16 protein-coding genes are annotated in these 17,116 nt (G+C 38.5%); 9 read left to right on the forward strand and 7 right to left on the reverse strand.

What is annotated here, in order from left to right; all coding sequences use genetic code 11:
• The first annotated feature begins 41 nt into the window (after positions 1-41).
• Positions 42-716 carry a monofunctional biosynthetic peptidoglycan transglycosylase gene (gene mtgA / locus AC1M83_RS10360; RefSeq protein ID WP_035266660.1) on the forward strand — a complete coding sequence of 225 codons (675 nt, stop codon included), beginning with the start codon at positions 42-44 and terminating at the stop codon, positions 714-716.
• A 124-nt stretch (positions 717-840) separates the two neighbouring features.
• A complete protein-coding gene (gene ppk1, locus AC1M83_RS10365; RefSeq protein ID WP_035266707.1) occupies positions 841-2,919 on the forward strand; it encodes a polyphosphate kinase 1 in 2,079 nt (692 codons plus the stop codon).
• A 50-nt stretch (positions 2,920-2,969) separates the two neighbouring features.
• On the opposite strand, the gene oxyR is transcribed toward ppk1, so the two are convergent.
• From oxyR to rubA, 4 genes are all read right to left on the reverse strand, one after another.
• Positions 2,970-3,875 (reverse strand): LysR family transcriptional regulator OxyR, encoded by a 906-nt coding sequence (gene oxyR / locus AC1M83_RS10370; protein WP_179997701.1) that lies wholly within the window; start codon positions 3,873-3,875, stop codon positions 2,970-2,972.
• A gap of 16 nt (positions 3,876-3,891) precedes the next feature.
• Positions 3,892-4,827, reverse strand: coding sequence for an alpha/beta fold hydrolase (locus tag AC1M83_RS10375; RefSeq protein ID WP_092766881.1), 936 nt, complete (start codon positions 4,825-4,827; stop codon positions 3,892-3,894).
• A gap of 61 nt (positions 4,828-4,888) precedes the next feature.
• Positions 4,889-6,067 (reverse strand): NAD(P)/FAD-dependent oxidoreductase, encoded by a 1,179-nt coding sequence (locus AC1M83_RS10380; RefSeq protein ID WP_481590612.1) that lies wholly within the window; start codon positions 6,065-6,067, stop codon positions 4,889-4,891.
• 79 nt (positions 6,068-6,146) lie between these two features.
• A complete protein-coding gene (gene rubA, locus AC1M83_RS10385) occupies positions 6,147-6,311 on the reverse strand; it encodes a rubredoxin RubA (protein WP_000760495.1) in 165 nt (54 codons plus the stop codon).
• Positions 6,312-6,801: 490 nt separating this feature from the next.
• On the opposite strand from rubA, the gene AC1M83_RS10390 reads away from it, so the two are divergent.
• The gene (locus AC1M83_RS10390; protein ID WP_035266671.1) at positions 6,802-7,338 is read left to right on the forward strand and encodes an adenine phosphoribosyltransferase; all 537 of its coding nucleotides are present in this window, start codon (positions 6,802-6,804) and stop codon (positions 7,336-7,338) included.
• Positions 7,339-7,369: 31 nt separating this feature from the next.
• On the opposite strand, the gene AC1M83_RS10395 is transcribed toward AC1M83_RS10390, so the two are convergent.
• Positions 7,370-7,882: a YqiA/YcfP family alpha/beta fold hydrolase gene (locus AC1M83_RS10395; RefSeq protein WP_179997703.1), complete on the reverse strand. Its 513-nt coding sequence runs from the start codon at positions 7,880-7,882 to the stop codon at positions 7,370-7,372.
• A 248-nt stretch (positions 7,883-8,130) separates the two neighbouring features.
• On the opposite strand from AC1M83_RS10395, the gene lysS reads away from it, so the two are divergent.
• Both lysS and AC1M83_RS10405 read left to right on the forward strand, forming a co-directional pair.
• Positions 8,131-9,660, forward strand: a complete 1,530-nt coding sequence (gene lysS, locus AC1M83_RS10400) for a lysine--tRNA ligase (RefSeq protein WP_092766879.1) — start codon at positions 8,131-8,133, stop codon at positions 9,658-9,660.
• Between the two features lie 301 nt (positions 9,661-9,961).
• Complete coding sequence (locus AC1M83_RS10405; protein WP_481590613.1) at positions 9,962-11,425, forward strand: capsule assembly Wzi family protein; 1,464 nt, start codon at positions 9,962-9,964, stop codon at positions 11,423-11,425.
• A gap of 48 nt (positions 11,426-11,473) precedes the next feature.
• On the opposite strand, the gene AC1M83_RS10410 is transcribed toward AC1M83_RS10405, so the two are convergent.
• Together AC1M83_RS10410 and AC1M83_RS10415 are read right to left on the reverse strand one after the other, a co-directional pair.
• Entirely contained in the window at positions 11,474-12,001 is a 528-nt protein-coding gene (locus AC1M83_RS10410; protein ID WP_092766877.1) for a hypothetical protein, read from the reverse strand.
• Between the two features lie 108 nt (positions 12,002-12,109).
• A complete protein-coding gene (locus tag AC1M83_RS10415; RefSeq protein ID WP_481590614.1) occupies positions 12,110-12,373 on the reverse strand; it encodes a GNAT family N-acetyltransferase in 264 nt (87 codons plus the stop codon).
• A 228-nt stretch (positions 12,374-12,601) separates the two neighbouring features.
• Between AC1M83_RS10415 and cysD the strand changes: the two genes are divergently transcribed.
• The 4 genes from cysD (at position 12,602) to AC1M83_RS10435 (ending at position 17,094) form a co-directional block, all read left to right on the forward strand.
• A complete protein-coding gene (cysD, locus tag AC1M83_RS10420; RefSeq protein WP_035266686.1) occupies positions 12,602-13,516 on the forward strand; it encodes a sulfate adenylyltransferase subunit CysD in 915 nt (304 codons plus the stop codon).
• Between the two features lie 125 nt (positions 13,517-13,641).
• Entirely contained in the window at positions 13,642-15,258 is a 1,617-nt protein-coding gene (gene cysN / locus AC1M83_RS10425; protein WP_481590615.1) for a sulfate adenylyltransferase subunit CysN, read from the forward strand.
• Between the two features lie 590 nt (positions 15,259-15,848).
• Positions 15,849-16,097, forward strand: coding sequence for a DUF2798 domain-containing protein (locus AC1M83_RS10430; RefSeq protein WP_481590616.1), 249 nt, complete (start codon positions 15,849-15,851; stop codon positions 16,095-16,097).
• 121 nt (positions 16,098-16,218) lie between these two features.
• Positions 16,219-17,094 (forward strand): SDR family oxidoreductase, encoded by an 876-nt coding sequence (locus tag AC1M83_RS10435; protein WP_481590617.1) that lies wholly within the window; start codon positions 16,219-16,221, stop codon positions 17,092-17,094.
• The last annotated feature ends 22 nt before the right edge of the window (positions 17,095-17,116 follow it).

Here is a 17,116-nt window from a genome sequence, read left to right on the forward strand (position 1 = left end):
TCAAGCATGCACTAAGCTAACAAAAGGAGCAACACACTGACATGAAAGCATTTATTGTTCGAACTTTATTGGTCATTGTCAGTATCATCCTTGTAATTCAACTATGGATTTTTTCAAGTCTTGCATGGTGGAGAACCAATGCTGTTGATACAACGATGCTCATGCGTTGGACATATTGGACCGACAGTTCGAAGCCTATTCAGCATCAATGGCGTGATTATGAGAATATCAGTGATCATCTGAAACGTGCGATTATTGCAGCTGAAGATGCTAAATTTATGCAACATCATGGTTTTGATTTTGACGGCATAAAACATGCTTTGGAAAGAAATAAAGAAAAAGAACAAGTGGTTGCGGGTGGATCTACCATTTCCCAACAATTATCCAAAAATCTATTTTTATTTAATAAGCGTTCTTTTTTACGTAAAGGACAAGAGGCTGTCGCTACTGTCATGATGGAGCGTATGTGGTCAAAACAACGCATTCTTGAGGTATACATGAACTCCATTGAATTTGGAGATCATATTTTTGGTGTGGAAGCTGCAGCACGTCATTATTTTGGAAAATCGGCAAGCAGTCTAACACGTGAGCAAGCCGCATTTTTGGCAGCGATCTTGCCGAATCCGCGTTATTATCAACACCACCGTCAAGATCGTAAACTCAAAAATAAACAGCGAATTATTTTGCGTTACATGAATGCTTCAAGAATTCCGTGAGATGTAATTGTCTAAAAAACTTTCGTGAGATCAAAAATGCACAGTGATCATGTGCATTTTTTATGAAAATGTCATAAATTTGAAGCATACTTAAGACAGATCTTTAGCATGCAGGTTTTGTGGTATGAATACCGCGATGACAAATACTCCAACTGAATATACTTATAATGAACGATATATCAATCGTGAACTTTCGATTTTAGATTTTCATCTTCGTGTTTTAGAACAAGCGGTTGATCCATTGCATCCATTGCTTGAGCGAATGAATTTCTTATTGATTTTTTCAAGAAATATGGACGAATTCTTTGAAATTCGTGTTGCGGGTGTCATGGAGCAATTGGAGCTCGGTAATGAAAGCCGTAGTCCAGATGGGTTAACACCAAAGCAAGTTCTTGAGAAAATTTCTCAGACTGCGCATGCTGCAATAGAGCGTCAATATCGTATTTTGAATGATGAAATTTTTCCAAAATTACGTGAAGAAGATATCTGCTTCTTACGTCGTGGAGAGTTGACACCTGCTCAATCCCAATGGATTAAAAAATATTTTCAGGAACAAGTTGCGCCAGTACTTACTCCAATTAGTTTAGATCCAGCACATCCATTCCCGCGTTTAGTCAACAAATCACTCAACTTTATCGTCACGCTAGAAGGTAAAGATGCTTTTGGACGACAGATTGATTTAGCCGTTGTCCCTGCGCCACGTTCTTTACCACGTGTGGTTCGTTTACCTGACGAGTTAACCGATGGTAAAGAACACCACGTGATGCTGTCAGCGATTATTCATGAGCATGTCTCTGATTTATTCCCAGGAATGACTGCGACAGGATGTTATCAATTCCGTGTGACGCGAAATGCGGATTTAGCCCTTAATGAAGATGTCGAAGATTTGGCAAAAGCATTAAAAGGGGAGTTAAACTCTCGTCGATTCGGACGTGCTGTCCGTTTAGAAGTGACAGAAAATTGTCCAAAACATATTTATGATTATCTTCTCAACGAATTCGACTTACATGAAGAACAATTATATAAAGTCGATGGACCTGTGAACTTGGCACGTTTAGTGTCTAATTTTAAACGTCCGCATTTGAGATATGACTCCCATACGCCGGTCATTCCTAAAGTATTAAAGAAGTCTGAAAATGTTTTTTCTGCAATGAAGAAACAAGACATCCTTTTACATCATCCATTCGAATCATTTGCCCCAGTTATTAATTTATTACGTGAGGCAGCACGAGATCCACAAGTTTTAGCGATTAAGCAAACATTATATCGAAGTGGGCCTGATTCTGAGATTGTTCAAGTTTTGGCTGAAGCTGCACGCAATGGTAAAGAAGTCACAGCTGTCATTGAGCTTCGAGCGCGATTCGATGAAGAGTCAAATATTGCGGTAGCAAATGTTTTGCAAGAGGCTGGTGCTGTGGTGGTTTATGGCATCGTAGGCTATAAAACACATGCAAAAATGATTCTCGTTGTGCGCCGTGAAAATAATAAATTGGTTCGTTATGTGCACTTAGGTACAGGGAATTATCATGCAACCAATGCCCGGATCTATACCGATTACGGATTGATGACAACGGACAAAGAGCTTTGTGAAGATGTGCATCGTATATTCCAAGAGTTGACTGGAATGGGCAAAATGGCAAAATTGAAGAAATTACTTCATGCGCCATTTACGTTGCATACACAGTTAATTAGTTATATTGATGAAGAGATTGCTCACGCCAAAGCGGGTAAGCCAGCTCAGATTATTGTGAAAGTGAATGCGCTGACTGAAGTGCAACTGATTAATAAACTTTATGAAGCATCACAAGCTGGTGTGCAGATTGATTTAATCATACGTTCAATTTGTTGCTTAAGACCGGGTTTACCAGGTCTTTCTGAGAATATCCGTGTGCGCTCTATTGTTGGACGATTCTTAGAGCACACACGTGTGTATTATTTTGGAAATGCAGGGCAACCACGACTGTATTGTTCAAGCGCAGACTGGATGGATCGTAATTTATTTAATCGTGTTGAAGTTTGTTTCCCTGTTGAGGATCCAACTTTGAGAAAGCATATTTATCAACACGGTTTATTAAACTATATGAAAGATAATCAACAAGCTTGGTTGTTAAATGGTGATGGAACTTGGTCACGTGCGCAATGCGATGAAGGTGAGACTCCTCATAATGCGCAACATAAATTGCTTGAACTTTTTAAATCTTAAATGATTTTTATAAAAAAGGAGCCAAATGGCTCCTTTTTTGTGATGGCTTATTAGCAAATATCAGCAGTAATGCGCTGTAGAATTTGTAAAAGGACATCAAATTCGCTTTGCAATGGCGTACTTTTACGCGTCACTAATGACAGAATGCGTGAAGGGGCATTCTCAATTGGTCGGATCACCAATTGATCATTATTTTTCAGCATATGTGTATTTACCGCAATCTGAGGTAGTAATGTAAAGCCCAGATTAGAACTCACCATTTCAACCAAGGTTGGTAATGAGCTCGCTTTAAGACGATGATCATTTTTGCGTTCACCGATAGGGCATACACTTAAAGTATGGTCTCTTAAGCAATGACCTTCTTCAAGTAACATGAGGTGTGTCAAATCAAGATCTTCTAGAGATTTAGCTTGCGACGTTTTGTGGTCAGCTTTATTTGCAACTAAGTACAAACTCTCTTTCGCAACTTCAGCGACTTTTAAGCCACGTGTGTCGAATGGGAGCGCTAACATGATCATGTCTAAATTGCCATGTTCTAGCTTTTCAACCAAATGCTCACTCTGTGCTTCATGAAGATGTAGTTGAATTTTAGGCAGCTCTTTATGAACTTCTTCTAACAATTGCGACAAAATAAATGGTGCAATCGTTGGAATAATTCCTAAATGAAGATCACCAGTAAGTGGTTCGCTCATCTCACGGCTCAGTCGCATGAGATCTTGAGCATCAGCAAGAAGGACACGTGCTCGTGCAACCACTTGCTCACCGAGAGGGGTTAAACGTACATTTTGGCGATCACGTTCAACGAGAACGCCACCCAATAAACGCTCGAGCTCCATAATCCCGCCAGAAAGCGTAGACTGAGTAACGAATGAGCGACGTGCTGCTTCTGTAAAATGCAACGTCTCAGACAGAGTCACGAGATATGACAGCTGTCTTAGGGATGGTAATGCAGCCATAGTGTCCTAGTGTTTATCATTTAAAATGTTTTGCAAACAAACCACTCAGTTGTGGGATGAAATGCGCAGGAATATCATGCCCCATTCCTTCGATTAATTCAAACTTTGCACCTGATATTGCTTTTGATACTGCCTTGCCGTGGCTAAAAGGGAGTAGACGATCCTTTGAGCCATGTACAACCAGTGTTGGCTTTTGAATTTGCTTATCGATAGAAACTAATGAGCCTGTACATAATATTGCTAAAAACTGTTGAAGTACACCCGCTGGATGATAACTACGCTTATATAATTTACGCGCGTTTTGAATAACTTCCAATTGATTGACGTAACCAGGTGAACCAATCGTCTGAATGACTTTAATACTATGATTCACAATGCCATCTTCATCATTCGATGCAGGGCGACCAATAAGACTAAATAATTGTTTTGGAAATGGTGGCGGAAGAAATGGCTGATTATTACTGGTAAATAATAATCCTAGTTTATCTACTTTTTCTGGATATTTTGCTGCCAATATCTGAGCGATCATTCCCCCCATTGATGCACCAATAATATGCGCTTTTTCAAGACCTAATCGTTCAATGAGTAACGCTACATCTTCAGCCATATCATATAAATTGTAAGGAGAGCCTTGATTTCCTAGACCAAAAGCAAATCGACCCATAAGTTTAAATGTATTGAGGCGAGGTCCCTTGTGCTTAATTTTTGTTGAGAGGCCAATATCTCGGTTATCGAAACGAATGACTCTGAAACCTTGGTCTATTAAAGATTTGCAAAAAAAATCTGGCCAAAAAAGCATCTGCGCACCCAGTCCCATGATGAGAATAATCGTAGGATGTTCAGCCTTGCCTCCAACTTCAATATGAAGGTCGATCCCATTGCCTAGACTCACTTTACTTTCTTGCATGAATGGAGCATAAGGTGAAACTTGATATTCTAGTGCGTTATTCATTTTTATTGTGTCCAAACTAAAAGGGTACTTTCATTTGAAAATACCCTAAATCTTTGAATAATTAAACGGCAGCTGGAATTAAATCTGGGACCAGTTTGGTCAATGTTAAACGTTGCTTCGCTGCTGTTGGTCCAAGTAGCACAAATCCACGAAGCGTGGATTCTTGGTCAAGTGCTTTAGCAATCATTCCGTCATCGAGTTCTTCAGTTTCCCAAGTTGCCTCTACACCTTGAGGTACAGGTAATACAGTCAGTGGTGCAGCAGGAGTTTTCACTGCAACTGGCATCGCTGGATAATGAACTTGTGTATTTTCACCAGACAATGTTTTGGCTAAAGCACGTGCTTGTTGCATAATTGGCATGACATACGGAAGCAGTAAACCATTTACTTCTGCACAATCACCTAATGCATAAATATCGGTTTTATTGGTTTCCATTAAAGTGTTAGTCACAATCCCACGGCTGGTATGGATTCCTGCTTCTTGTGCAACTGATGTATTGGGTTGCAGGCCAACAGCGGAAAGAACAACGTCAGCTGTAAAGCTCTGTCCATTTGTAAGCGTTACGGTATAGCTTTCGTCTGAGTTTTTACTTACACGATCTACGGTGGTGCTTAATGCAAACTGAATACCTGTTTCTTCAAGATTTTGCTGGAAAGCATGTGCGACGTGTTCTGGTAGAAGACGACCTAAAGGTTGTGGAGCAAGATCAATCACAGTCGCTTGATGACCTGTGTTCTGTAAATCGTTGGCAAATTCACACCCAATGAGGCCTGCACCTAAAATGACAACACGCTTGTCTTGTTTAAGGTCGAGCTTAGAGCGAAATTCACGATAATCAATCAGTGAGTTAACTACATGAATATCATCAGCGCCATCACCTGAAATGGCTAAACGAATAGGGTTCGCACCTACAGCTAATATTAACTTGCTGTATATAAGGTTTTCAGCTTGTCCATCTTTTGTGTAGGTCAATTGATGTTGATCTGCAGAAATTGAAGTTACAGTCGCATGATGAATAATTTGCATATTCAATTGCGCAGACATTTTCTCAGCATCACCTAAGGCAATTTGTTCTGGCGCTTTTTTACCAACAAGTGCATTAGATAAAGTTGGTTTTGCATAGTTCACCGCATCATCTGAGCAAATCATAACAAGTGCTTGTTCAGCATTCAGTTTGCGAAACTCTCGCGCTAATGTGTAACCTGCCATGCCAGAGCCAACAATGATGATCGGTTGCATAGTACTCTCCAATACTGATAATTTTTTTAGTAAATAAGAAAAAAGACCATATCAAAATGGTCTTTAAAGGAAATCTGAATTAGATTTCAATCATTTCAAAATCTGCTTTTGATACGCCGCAATCTGGGCAAGTCCAATCATCTGGAATATCTTCCCATTTAGTGCCTGCAGCAATGCCATCTTGTGGCCAGCCTTCTGCTTCGTCATAAATCCATCCACAAACGATGCATTGATATTTTTTCATTTGATTCTCCAAAAATACTGACAATTCCATTTATTGGTGTCAGCCAAAATCTTTCTCACACCTAGACTCAAGTGATATGAATTTTTATCGTTCATATTCAAGCAAATTTTTACGCAGTTCGAGGTGGAAAGTAAAGTAAATAACGGAGTTTAGCTGACTAAAAGAGAAGCTGAATGGCAGATTAGGACAAAACGCATGCTAATTATGCTAATGCATGATAAGACTGAGTATTAAATCTTTGAAATATTTGCCAAAATTATATGTATTATGATTTAAAAAAAATGTCAGACTTTTGTCGCGTATTGATTTACCAGCTATTCATATAAAATTTATACTGTTTGTGTTTTATACTTGTCATTTAATTAAAAAATGGTTTATTAAAAATCAATAAGTTATATTGGTTGGTATTTTTTCTTAGCTCATGTTTGCTATATTTTTTGTCAATAATTCGTTAAAATTCACGCATTCTTTTGTCTAATTTTTATCTCCTATGTCTACTTCTTTGTCTACATCATTGTGGTCACACATTCGTACGGTCCAAGATTTTCCAAAACCAGGAATTTGTTTCTTTGATTTAACTCCTTTGTTCATGCAGAGCATTGCACCTTTAACTGATGCTTTAATCGAAAGTATTCCTGCGGAACAATTGGCAGAGGTAGAGAGTTTCGTTGCGGTTGAAGCACGTGGGTTTGTTTTGGCGAGTTTGTTGGCGCAACGTACTGGCAAGGGGTTGTTGTTGGTTCGTAAAGCTGGAAAATTACCACCACCAGTAATTGGTGTGGGCTATAGCCTTGAGTATGGCATGGACCGTTTAGAAATGTCTGCGGATGTACAGGCTCAAAAAGTGATTATTGTTGATGATGTATTGGCCACAGGTGGTACATTAAAAGCAGTTAAGCAATTGATGGATAAATGTCAGCACACTGTTTTAGGGGCGAGTATTTTCCTTGATTTGCCAGACTTACACGCGGATTTAGGAATGAATATTTGGTCTGTTTTGGACGATAAATCAAAACCTCAAATTTAAGTCAAAAAGCCTTGTGATTCACAAGGCTTTTTTAATGTGATTGATGATTTGAGTGGCTGACTAATCCGATCAGGTAATTCAGGCGATCAGGGTTTTCCAGTTGATGACGGCCACCAATAATACTTTCAACGTACATGTATGGCTCTAATAAGTCAGAGGTACTATGCATATCAATCAGTTCATCACCAAGTTCGATATAAGCGATTTGAGATGAGGTTTTGGATTGAAGTTCCTCAATTGTAATCGCTGGATAATCAGGATCAAAAGATGGCATTAGGCTCGGATTTGCAATCACAGCAGGAAGCTGAAATCGATTTGACATCTTTAATGCCCAGTAACCACCTAGACTATGTCCTACTAAAATGTCTGGTTTAATTTTCTCGATCATATCGATATAAAAACGTTCAACAGCAGCGTATTTTAAATTTCGATAATCAACATTAATGCAATATTTATTTTTAGAAAGAATTGCCTGAAACTTGGTAGATTCTCTTGAAGAATCTAATCCATGCATAAACAATACTTTAGGCTCTTGAGTGTTCATAAGTCATCATTAAATCCATTCTATTTTTTATGATTGTTGAAAGTATACTTTTCCACAATTTATAGGATGATTGTAGAGTGCTGTATTCAAAGTACAACTTAGCTTTTGGTCTAAGAAATGTTCAGACCTAGACTTTAGTGGATGAAATTAAGCGTTTTTCAAATGGCTGATTATTTTTCTAATGCTCAAGTACTTTGAATTCTGCTATGCTATGCAACTTCTTTTTTAAATAAAATTACGAGGCAGAGATGACGCAACAAAACGCTCAATCGACTTCTGAACAAGCCATTTCCGAAAACGATTTAATCGCACAGCGTCATGCCAAGTTAAAACAGATTCAAGATAAGGCTCAAGAGCAGGGCACTAGCCCTTGGCCAAACACGTTTAAGCGTGAACATTATGCACAAGACCTTCAGGATCAGTTTGCTGATAAATCAAAAGAAGAAATTGAAGGCAGTGAAAAAGTTTATGTCAAAGTTGCGGGTCGGGTGATGTTGAACCGCGGTTCGTTCATGGTGATCCAAGACATGACCGGCCGTATTCAGCTTTATGTTGCACGTAAAGAATTATCTGCAGAGACTTTAGACACCATTAAAGGTCTTGATCTAGGTGATATTATTGCCGTTGAAGGTTACATTGGACGTTCAGGCAAAGGTGATCTTTATGTGCATATTGAACATTTTGAACTCCTCACTAAATCACTCCGTCCTCTTCCAGATAAGTTCCACGGTCTAACAGATACAGAAGTTAAATACCGTAAACGTTATCTTGATCTGATCGTGAACGAAGAAACGCGTAAGACTTTTGAAATTCGAGCAAAAGTAGTTGCTGGTATTCGTAACTTCTTGACTGAAAAACGTTATATGGAAGTTGAAACGCCAATGATGCATGTGATTCCAGGTGGTGCTTCTGCGCGTCCATTTGAAACGCATCACAATGCCTTAGACATGCCATTATTCTTACGTATTGCACCAGAACTTTACTTAAAGCGTTTGGTTGTAGGTGGTTTTGAACGTGTGTTTGAGATTAACCGTAACTTCCGTAATGAAGGTGTGTCTACACGTCACAACCCAGAATTCACCATGATCGAATTCTACCAAGCTTATGCAGACTACAAAGACTTGATGGAACTGACAGAGCAAATGCTAGAAAAACTAGCAATTGATATCTTAGGTTCGACAGATGTACCTTATGGCGAAGAAGTGTATAGCTTCAAAGGTCCATTCAAGAAAATCTCAATGTTTGATGCAATTCTTGAACATAACCCACAATTTACACCTGAAAATGTAAATGATCGCGAGTTCTTAGCTGAGTTTGTTAAGAATGAACTTAAAGAGCAAGTGAAGCCAGGTTTTGGTCTAGGTAAACTTCAAACGATTGTATTTGAGGAAACTGTTGAAACGAAACTTCGTCAACCGACCTTCATTACTGAATATCCTGCGGAAACCTCTCCATTGGCACGTCGTAACGATGACAACCCGCACATTACTGACCGTTTTGAATTCTTCATTGGTGGTCGTGAGCTTGCAAATGGCTTCTCAGAGTTAAATGACCCAATTGACCAGGCTGAGCGTTTCCAAGCACAGGTAGCTGAAAAAGATGCGGGTGATGATGAAGCAATGCACTATGATGCCGACTTCGTTGAGGCGCTTGAATATGGATTACCTCCTACAGCAGGTGAAGGGATTGGTATTGATCGTCTGGTAATGCTATTTGCCAATGCGCCAAGTATTCGCGATGTGATCTTATTCCCACATATGCGTCACAAAAATGCGTAATAGTGAAATTAAAAAAGCCCTTCTTTGAAGGGCTTTTTTAATTTTTCTTAACATAAAATTAAATTTAAATGTTTTTTAGTGTGAGTGTATTTTGAGGTTTTAATCACAAAATATTTAATTAAGGTGATAAAAAATATAGAAAATTATCATTAAAGCTAATCTGTTTAACCAGCTGTATGTTTATCAAAATATTTATACAATGTTGTTAAATGTATCTAATTAAATACTTAATGTAAAGTTAATGGATTTATAAATTAAAAATTCAAATAATCAATAAGATATAATCCTAAATTGATTTGTGATGAACCCGAATAGACTTATAAAAATCCTATCATCGAGCTTAATATTTTCTAGTCCATTGGTCTTTGCCAATGGCATTCTCCTCAACGATGAAAACCTGAGAGATGATTTAAATTGGCTGAATCAACAAGGTGTGATTCAAATAAGCACCTCGACATGGCCGCTAAGTGGTGATGAAGTCCAACGTGCCCTCACCAATGCTAAAATTAACTCGATTGAACAACAAAAGGTTATCCAGGAAGTCGAAAGAGCGATTCAGCAGCAAAATGAAACATTAAAAGTTGATGCTTTCGCTGAGAGTGATCAAAAGAAAATCCCACAATCTTTTGCCGATCATCAAAAAGCACAATATGCGCTTGGTGCAGAGTTAAATCTTGGGGGGCAAAATTGGGATGCGAAGCTCAAAGTTAGAGGTGAAAAAGATCTTCAGATAGACAATGGGCAAGACGTTAATCTAGAAGGCTCATATCTTGCGGGTAAACTTTGGAATCAATGGCTCATTGCTGGTCAGATTCCAACCTACTGGGGACCTGCACACGATGGTAGTTTGATACGTGGAGATGCAAGTCGACCAGTATATGGTTTCACTCTACAGCGTGCTGAACAGGCTGCTTTTGATCATAAATGGCTCTCATGGATCGGGCCTTGGCAATACCAAGCTTTTGGCGGCCAATTGGATGATTATAAAGCTGTGTCAGGTACCCAGTTAATTGGCTTACGTTTTACAGCTCAGCCTCTACCTTATCTAGAATTGGGATTATCACGAATTTTTCAAATTGCTGGTAAAGGTCAACCAAATTCTGTTAAATCTTATTGGAACGCTTTCATTGGAAAAGATAATGAGTGTGAAAATAATAATTGTAGTGGTGAGGGTAATGCATCAAATCAAATTGCTGGACTCGATGCACGTTTGAATCTAAGCTATTTATCGAACCAACCAATAGGCCTTTATGCTCAATACGTGGGTGAAGATGAAGCTGGTGGTTTACCTGCTAAGAAAATGTATCAAGCCGGCGTGGATTATTCTTCATCTTTAAAAAAAATGCCTTATCAGATTTATGCAGAGTGGGTAGACACCACTACAAATGGTAAGGCTCGAGGGATATCTTATAATCATCATATTTACACAGATGGATATTATCAACATGGCTATCCTCTTGCACATGCGATTGGGGGAGATGGTGAGATGATTTCTTTGGGTGGAAATATTCGTTTTGATGCCATGAATAGACTTTCAGGTCGCGTATTATTTGCAAAAGTAAATCAATCAAATCGAGATACCAATGCTGCATTTTCTGAGGAAGATGATATCCAAGCATTAGATTTAACTTGGACGCATTTTGTGAAGCCGAATTTGCCATTAAAGATTAATGGTTGGATTGCAGATTCAGATCGTCATGGTAATGATGCAGGCGCTTCTGTTGGTATTGAAATACCTTTAGATGTCAAAAAACTGGGACGTTAATATTCTTAGATTAGTATTTGAAAAAGCCACCTAAAAAGGTGGCTTTTTTTACATGAGACTTGTTTGTATCCGAACTTTCATTTCTAAGCTAAGTTGCGCGATATAATCCTTCATCCATGGGTAATTCTGTCCCATTGGATTTACTTTAGTGGCTGTGTCTAAAAAACTAAGCTCAGGCTGAATGAATAATTGCTTTTCTAAGCAGTCTTTAAATTGCTCAGCGTTCGCATATAAATCTGTTTCAACTACAAAAAAATGTTTTGGATAATTGTAAAAGGCGTAGCACAAATTAAAAGCTTTTTGATTGCCTTTTAAATGACCAATACTAATTTCACTTCTATGATCTTGATTGCTATGTGTAACGCCAATCAAGAACTTTAGTTTTTGATCAGTATGTTCAACAGCAAACTGTAAGCCAATTTGATCAGCAGTTAACTCGTGCTGAACAAAAATATTTAAAGCAGAACCATTTTCAGTAAACGGTTCTTGTAACACTAGAATTTGATGATGCTGATAAATATGACCAGCAATTTGAGCTCGCTCTAAATGTTGTTTAAGAGATTCAAGGCTAAGCATGGGAGATAAAAATAACTAATTTAGAGATTTTTTATATTGAATGAATCCCGTTTCGGTTGCAACACGATTATACAAAAGTCTAGCATTATCATTGCTTTTATGGGTTAACTAATACACTCTATCATAATTATTTTTACATTCGTCATAGCTAAATTCTATTAATTTCCTGGCTAAGCCCTGATTTCTATAATTTGCATCAATAAACAAATCTTGGAGATAACAATAAGGGAGTTTAGTCCAAGTGCTTGCGTGAGAAATGAGATGTACAATTCCGACGACGTTTTGATTTTTTATAATGGCATAGCCAAACATATCGGTTTGCGACGCATCAGATAATCGTTTGAAAGTCAGAGCCGCTTGTTGAGGATTCAATTAGGTCTTGTAGAATTGAAGGTAAGCTGACTAAAGGGTTAACCATTCTTGGTATTTTATATTTGAAAGGCCTGTAATTGTTATCATAATTAGATTGTCTCTTTGCTTATATTCTATTTGAGTATATTAATATAAAAAAACGAGATAAAGTTCTGTTGTCTAAATCACTATAATGAATATAAATTTTCAAAAGTGTCATAAGTACACATATTCTAGCTGGTGTTGTCCATGTCATTAAATGAGGAAAGACTTACTCATCTTAAACAGCTTGAAGCTGAGAGTATTCATATCATTCGCGAAGTTGCTGCAGAATTCGAAAATCCAGTCATGCTTTATTCGATTGGTAAGGACTCGGCAGTTATGCTGCATTTAGCGCTTAAAGCATTCTATCCTGCAAAACTCCCTTTTCCACTGTTACATGTAGATACAGGTTGGAAATTTAAGGACATGATTGCTTTCCGCGACAATATGGCTAAGCAACACGGTTTCGATCTTATCGTCCACCAAAATAAAGAAGGTAAGGATGCTGGGATTAACCCATTTGATCATGGTAGTTCGAAATATACTGATATCATGAAAACTCAGGGTTTAAAACAGGCATTAGATAAATACAAGTTCGATGCTGCATTTGGTGGTGCTCGCCGTGATGAAGAAAAATCACGTGCCAAAGAACGTGTGTATTCATTCCGTGATGATAAACATCGTTGGGATCCTAAAAACCAACGTCCAGAACTTTGGAATCTTTACAATGGTAAAGTGAATAAAGGCGAAAGTATCCGTGTGTTCCCATTGTCGAACTGGACTGAGCTTGATATTTGGCAATATATTTACTTAGAAAGTATTCCACTTGTTCCATTGTATTTAGCGGCAGAACGACCTGTTGTTGAGCGTAGTGGTACATTAATTATGGTGGATGATGAGCGTATGCCTTTAAAAGAAGGTGAAGTTCCACAAATGAAATCGGTTCGTTTCCGTACTTTGGGGTGTTACCCATTGACAGGTGCGGTGGAGTCGACTGCTAACACCTTGCCAGAAATTATCCAAGAAATGTTGCTTGCAACGAGTTCTGAGCGCCAAGGTCGAATGATTGACCATGATGAAGCGGGCTCGATGGAAAAGAAAAAGCAAGAAGGTTACTTCTAGAATCTCTCTGCCGCAGCAGTGCTGCTCCTCTCTTTGTAAAAGAGAGGAGTCATCCTCCTTTTTCAAAGGGGGAACGAGGGGGATTCAAATACACCGATTTCAACATATTTGTGGAGCTATGAGCCATGTCTCATCAATCAGATTTGATTAGCCAAGATATCTTGGGTTATTTAAAACAACACGAAAATAAAGACTTATTACGCTTTTTGACTTGCGGTAACGTAGATGATGGTAAATCAACTTTAATTGGTCGTTTACTTTACGATTCAAAATTGATTTATGAAGATCAATTGCAAGCCGTTACACGTGACTCTAAAAAAGTCGGTACAACAGGGGATGCACCTGACTTAGCGCTACTTGTAGATGGTTTACAAGCAGAGCGTGAGCAAGGTATTACGATTGATGTAGCTTACCGTTATTTCTCTACAGAAAAACGTAAGTTTATTATTGCCGACACTCCGGGGCATGAACAATACACACGTAACATGGCTACAGGTGCGTCTACGTGTGATCTTGCGATCATTTTAATTGATGCGCGTTACGGTGTTCAGACACAAACACGTCGTCATACGTATATTGCAAGCTTACTTGGTATTAAGAACATTATTGTTGCGATCAACAAAATGGACTTGGTTGAATTCTCTGAAGCACGATTCAATGAGATTCAAACTGAATATGCAGGCTTTGTTGCACAATTGGGTGACCGTAAACCATCTAACATCATCTTTACGCCGATTTCTGCGTTAAATGGTGATAACGTTGTAAACAAATCTCCAAATACGCCGTGGTACACAGGCGAAACTTTGATGGGTACGCTTGAATCTGTAGAGATTAATCGTACTTCAGCTAAAGCTGACTTCCGCTTCCCTGTACAGTATGTGAACCGTCCTAACCTCGATTTCCGTGGTTTCTGCGGTACGATCGCACTAGGTGATATCAACGTTGGAGATACGATTACTGCGTTGCCATCAGGTAAATCATCTACAGTTAAAGAAATCGTTACTTTTGATGGTAACTTAGAACGTGCAGTTGCTGGTCAAGCAGTGACATTAACGTTAAACGACGAGATTGATATTTCTCGTGGTAACGTACTTGTACGTGCAGACCAAGAAGTACCGGCAATTTCTCGTTCTGTTCAAGCGACTGTTGTATGGATGGCAGATCAACCGCTTGCGATTGGTAAGTTATATAACGTGAAGATTGGTACGCAAACTGTTCCTGCTAAGGTAACAGCAATTAACTTCCGTACAAACGTAAATACGCTTGAAAAAGTTCAAGTTGAAAACTTAGAGCTGAATGCGATTGCGAATGTAACGATTGAATTTGATGCACCAGTCGTATTTGACCGTTATCAAGATAGCCGTTACACAGGTTCATTTATCTTTATTGACCGCTTAAGCAACGTTACAGTTGGTGCAGGTATGGTTGAAGAGGCAGTTGAGTGGACTGCACATAATGAGCCTGTAACATCAGAAGCACGTGCGGCGCGTTTGGGTCAAAAACCTGCTGCGGTAACTGTATCAAATGCTGCAATTGTGAATGCACAAGTATTAGAAAGCTTATTGATCCAACAAGGTGTTGTCGCGATTGCTAAAGCTGGTTTAACTGCTGAGCAAGTTGCATTATTACGTGAAACTGGAGTGGTGGTCATTACTGATACTGCAACAGGTACGGATGCAAGTTTTGAAGTAGAAGCTGCTGAAGAATTGGCTGAGAAGATTGTGGAATTGGTTCGTCTTTAAGATTGACTGATTTAAATAAACCCGCCTGATGGCGGGTTTTTTTATTTAAAATTCAATAACGACCACACTAGCCCTAATGAGCTAAGATAGAATGAACATTAACGATAAATTCGAGATATGATGAAAATAGTAGCGTATTTGCTTTTGATGCTCTTAACGGCATGTGTTAATGCTCCGATACAACAAAAACACCCTAGTAAAGCTTGTTTAGAATACCAACAAATGATGACAGCGCCTATGCCTAGAGAAGCTATGCAAAAACTGCAAAAAAAATGCTTCGAATCTAAAGAATAGAGATTAACGGTAAAATTGGACTAAAAACTTAAAACATTTTCGTAGAGTAGAAAAGCTAAAAAATAAAATCATCGTTTAAAGTTAAATATTTTTTTATTGCTCATGAGTCTTGATTAAGATGGAAACTAATCCATTCTATTTAATATACATTTACTAAGAAAAATTATTAAATCATGCCTCAAGGTTCAAAATTTTAACGATATTGGATTAGTTTTGTGTGCTTGAAACTTGAAAAATATAGGAATAGTGATTGCATTGGTGCTAAATTAAATGAGATGAAATGATTAGGCGCTACAATGAATAAAGCACTCCCAAAATTTCACCCCAAACATCTCAATTGGCTGATGCCGTTAATTTTGTCATGTTTGATGAGTGGTTCAATTTCTTTAATTAATATTGTAATGAATCGTGGAATTTTTGATGGGATCTGGGTGGTCTGGATAAAGACGTGGGCAATGTCTTGGTTAATCGCATTTCCATTGATCTTAATATTTTTACCTGTGGTAAGAAAAATCTTAATGCGTTTTGTAAAAACGATACCATAGCCCTTGAATGAAAGGTTTGATTAGCATTTAAAACAACAATTATAAAATTCTATGATCTTGCAACTGTTAAAAAATCGGGATAATTTTGCAAGTCGATAAAAATTACAACCTAAGGATTGGCATGACATATAACTCAGTATTTAAGGAAAACTTATTTCAGAATCAGGTCATCATTGTGACAGGAGGTGGTTCTGGTATTGGACGTTGTACAGCTCATGAGCTTGCATCATTGGATGCACAAGTGATTATTACAGGGCGTACCCAAGAAAAACTCGATAAAGTTGTTGCTGAAATCATGGAAGATGGTGGCAGAGCCTATGGCATCGCTTGTGATAATCGTGATGAAGCACAAGTGAAAGCCATGATTAGCGAAGTAATTGAAAAATTCGGACGAATTGATGGCTTGGTGAATAATGCAGGTGGACAATTTCCAGCGCATTTAGAAAAAATCTCAGCCAATGGATTTGATGCTGTCATTCGAAACAATCTACACGCTACATTCTATCTTATGCGCGAATCTTACAATCAATGGATGAATAAGCATGGTGGAAGTATTGTCAACATGACTGCTGATATGTGGGGAGGTATGCCGAATATGGGACATTCAGGCGCAGCTCGTGCAGGGGTCGATAATCTGACCAAGACAGCTGCTGTCGAATGGGGGAAATCAGGAGTTCGCGTGAACGCCGTAGCACCTGGATGGATTATGTCATCAGGTATGGATACATATACTGGTGAAATGGCTGAAAAAGTGATTCCAAGTATGGCGGAGAAAGTTCCTTTGCAACGCATGGGAACGGAAGCTGAGGTGTCATCAGCGATCGTCTATTTATTGTCTGAAGCATCTAAATTTATATCGGGTGTCACGATACGGATTGATGGCGCAGCTTCTCAAGGCACACGTATATTTCCATTAAGCCCGGCTGAGAATAATCAAGCCTATGATGGATTTCACCGTTCTTTTTTACCCGAAGTGATCCAAAATTTAAAAAAATAAGAAATGCCCAATTGAAGCTTTA

The sequence above is a fragment of the Acinetobacter sp. 25-47-130 genome, from assembly GCF_056779705.1.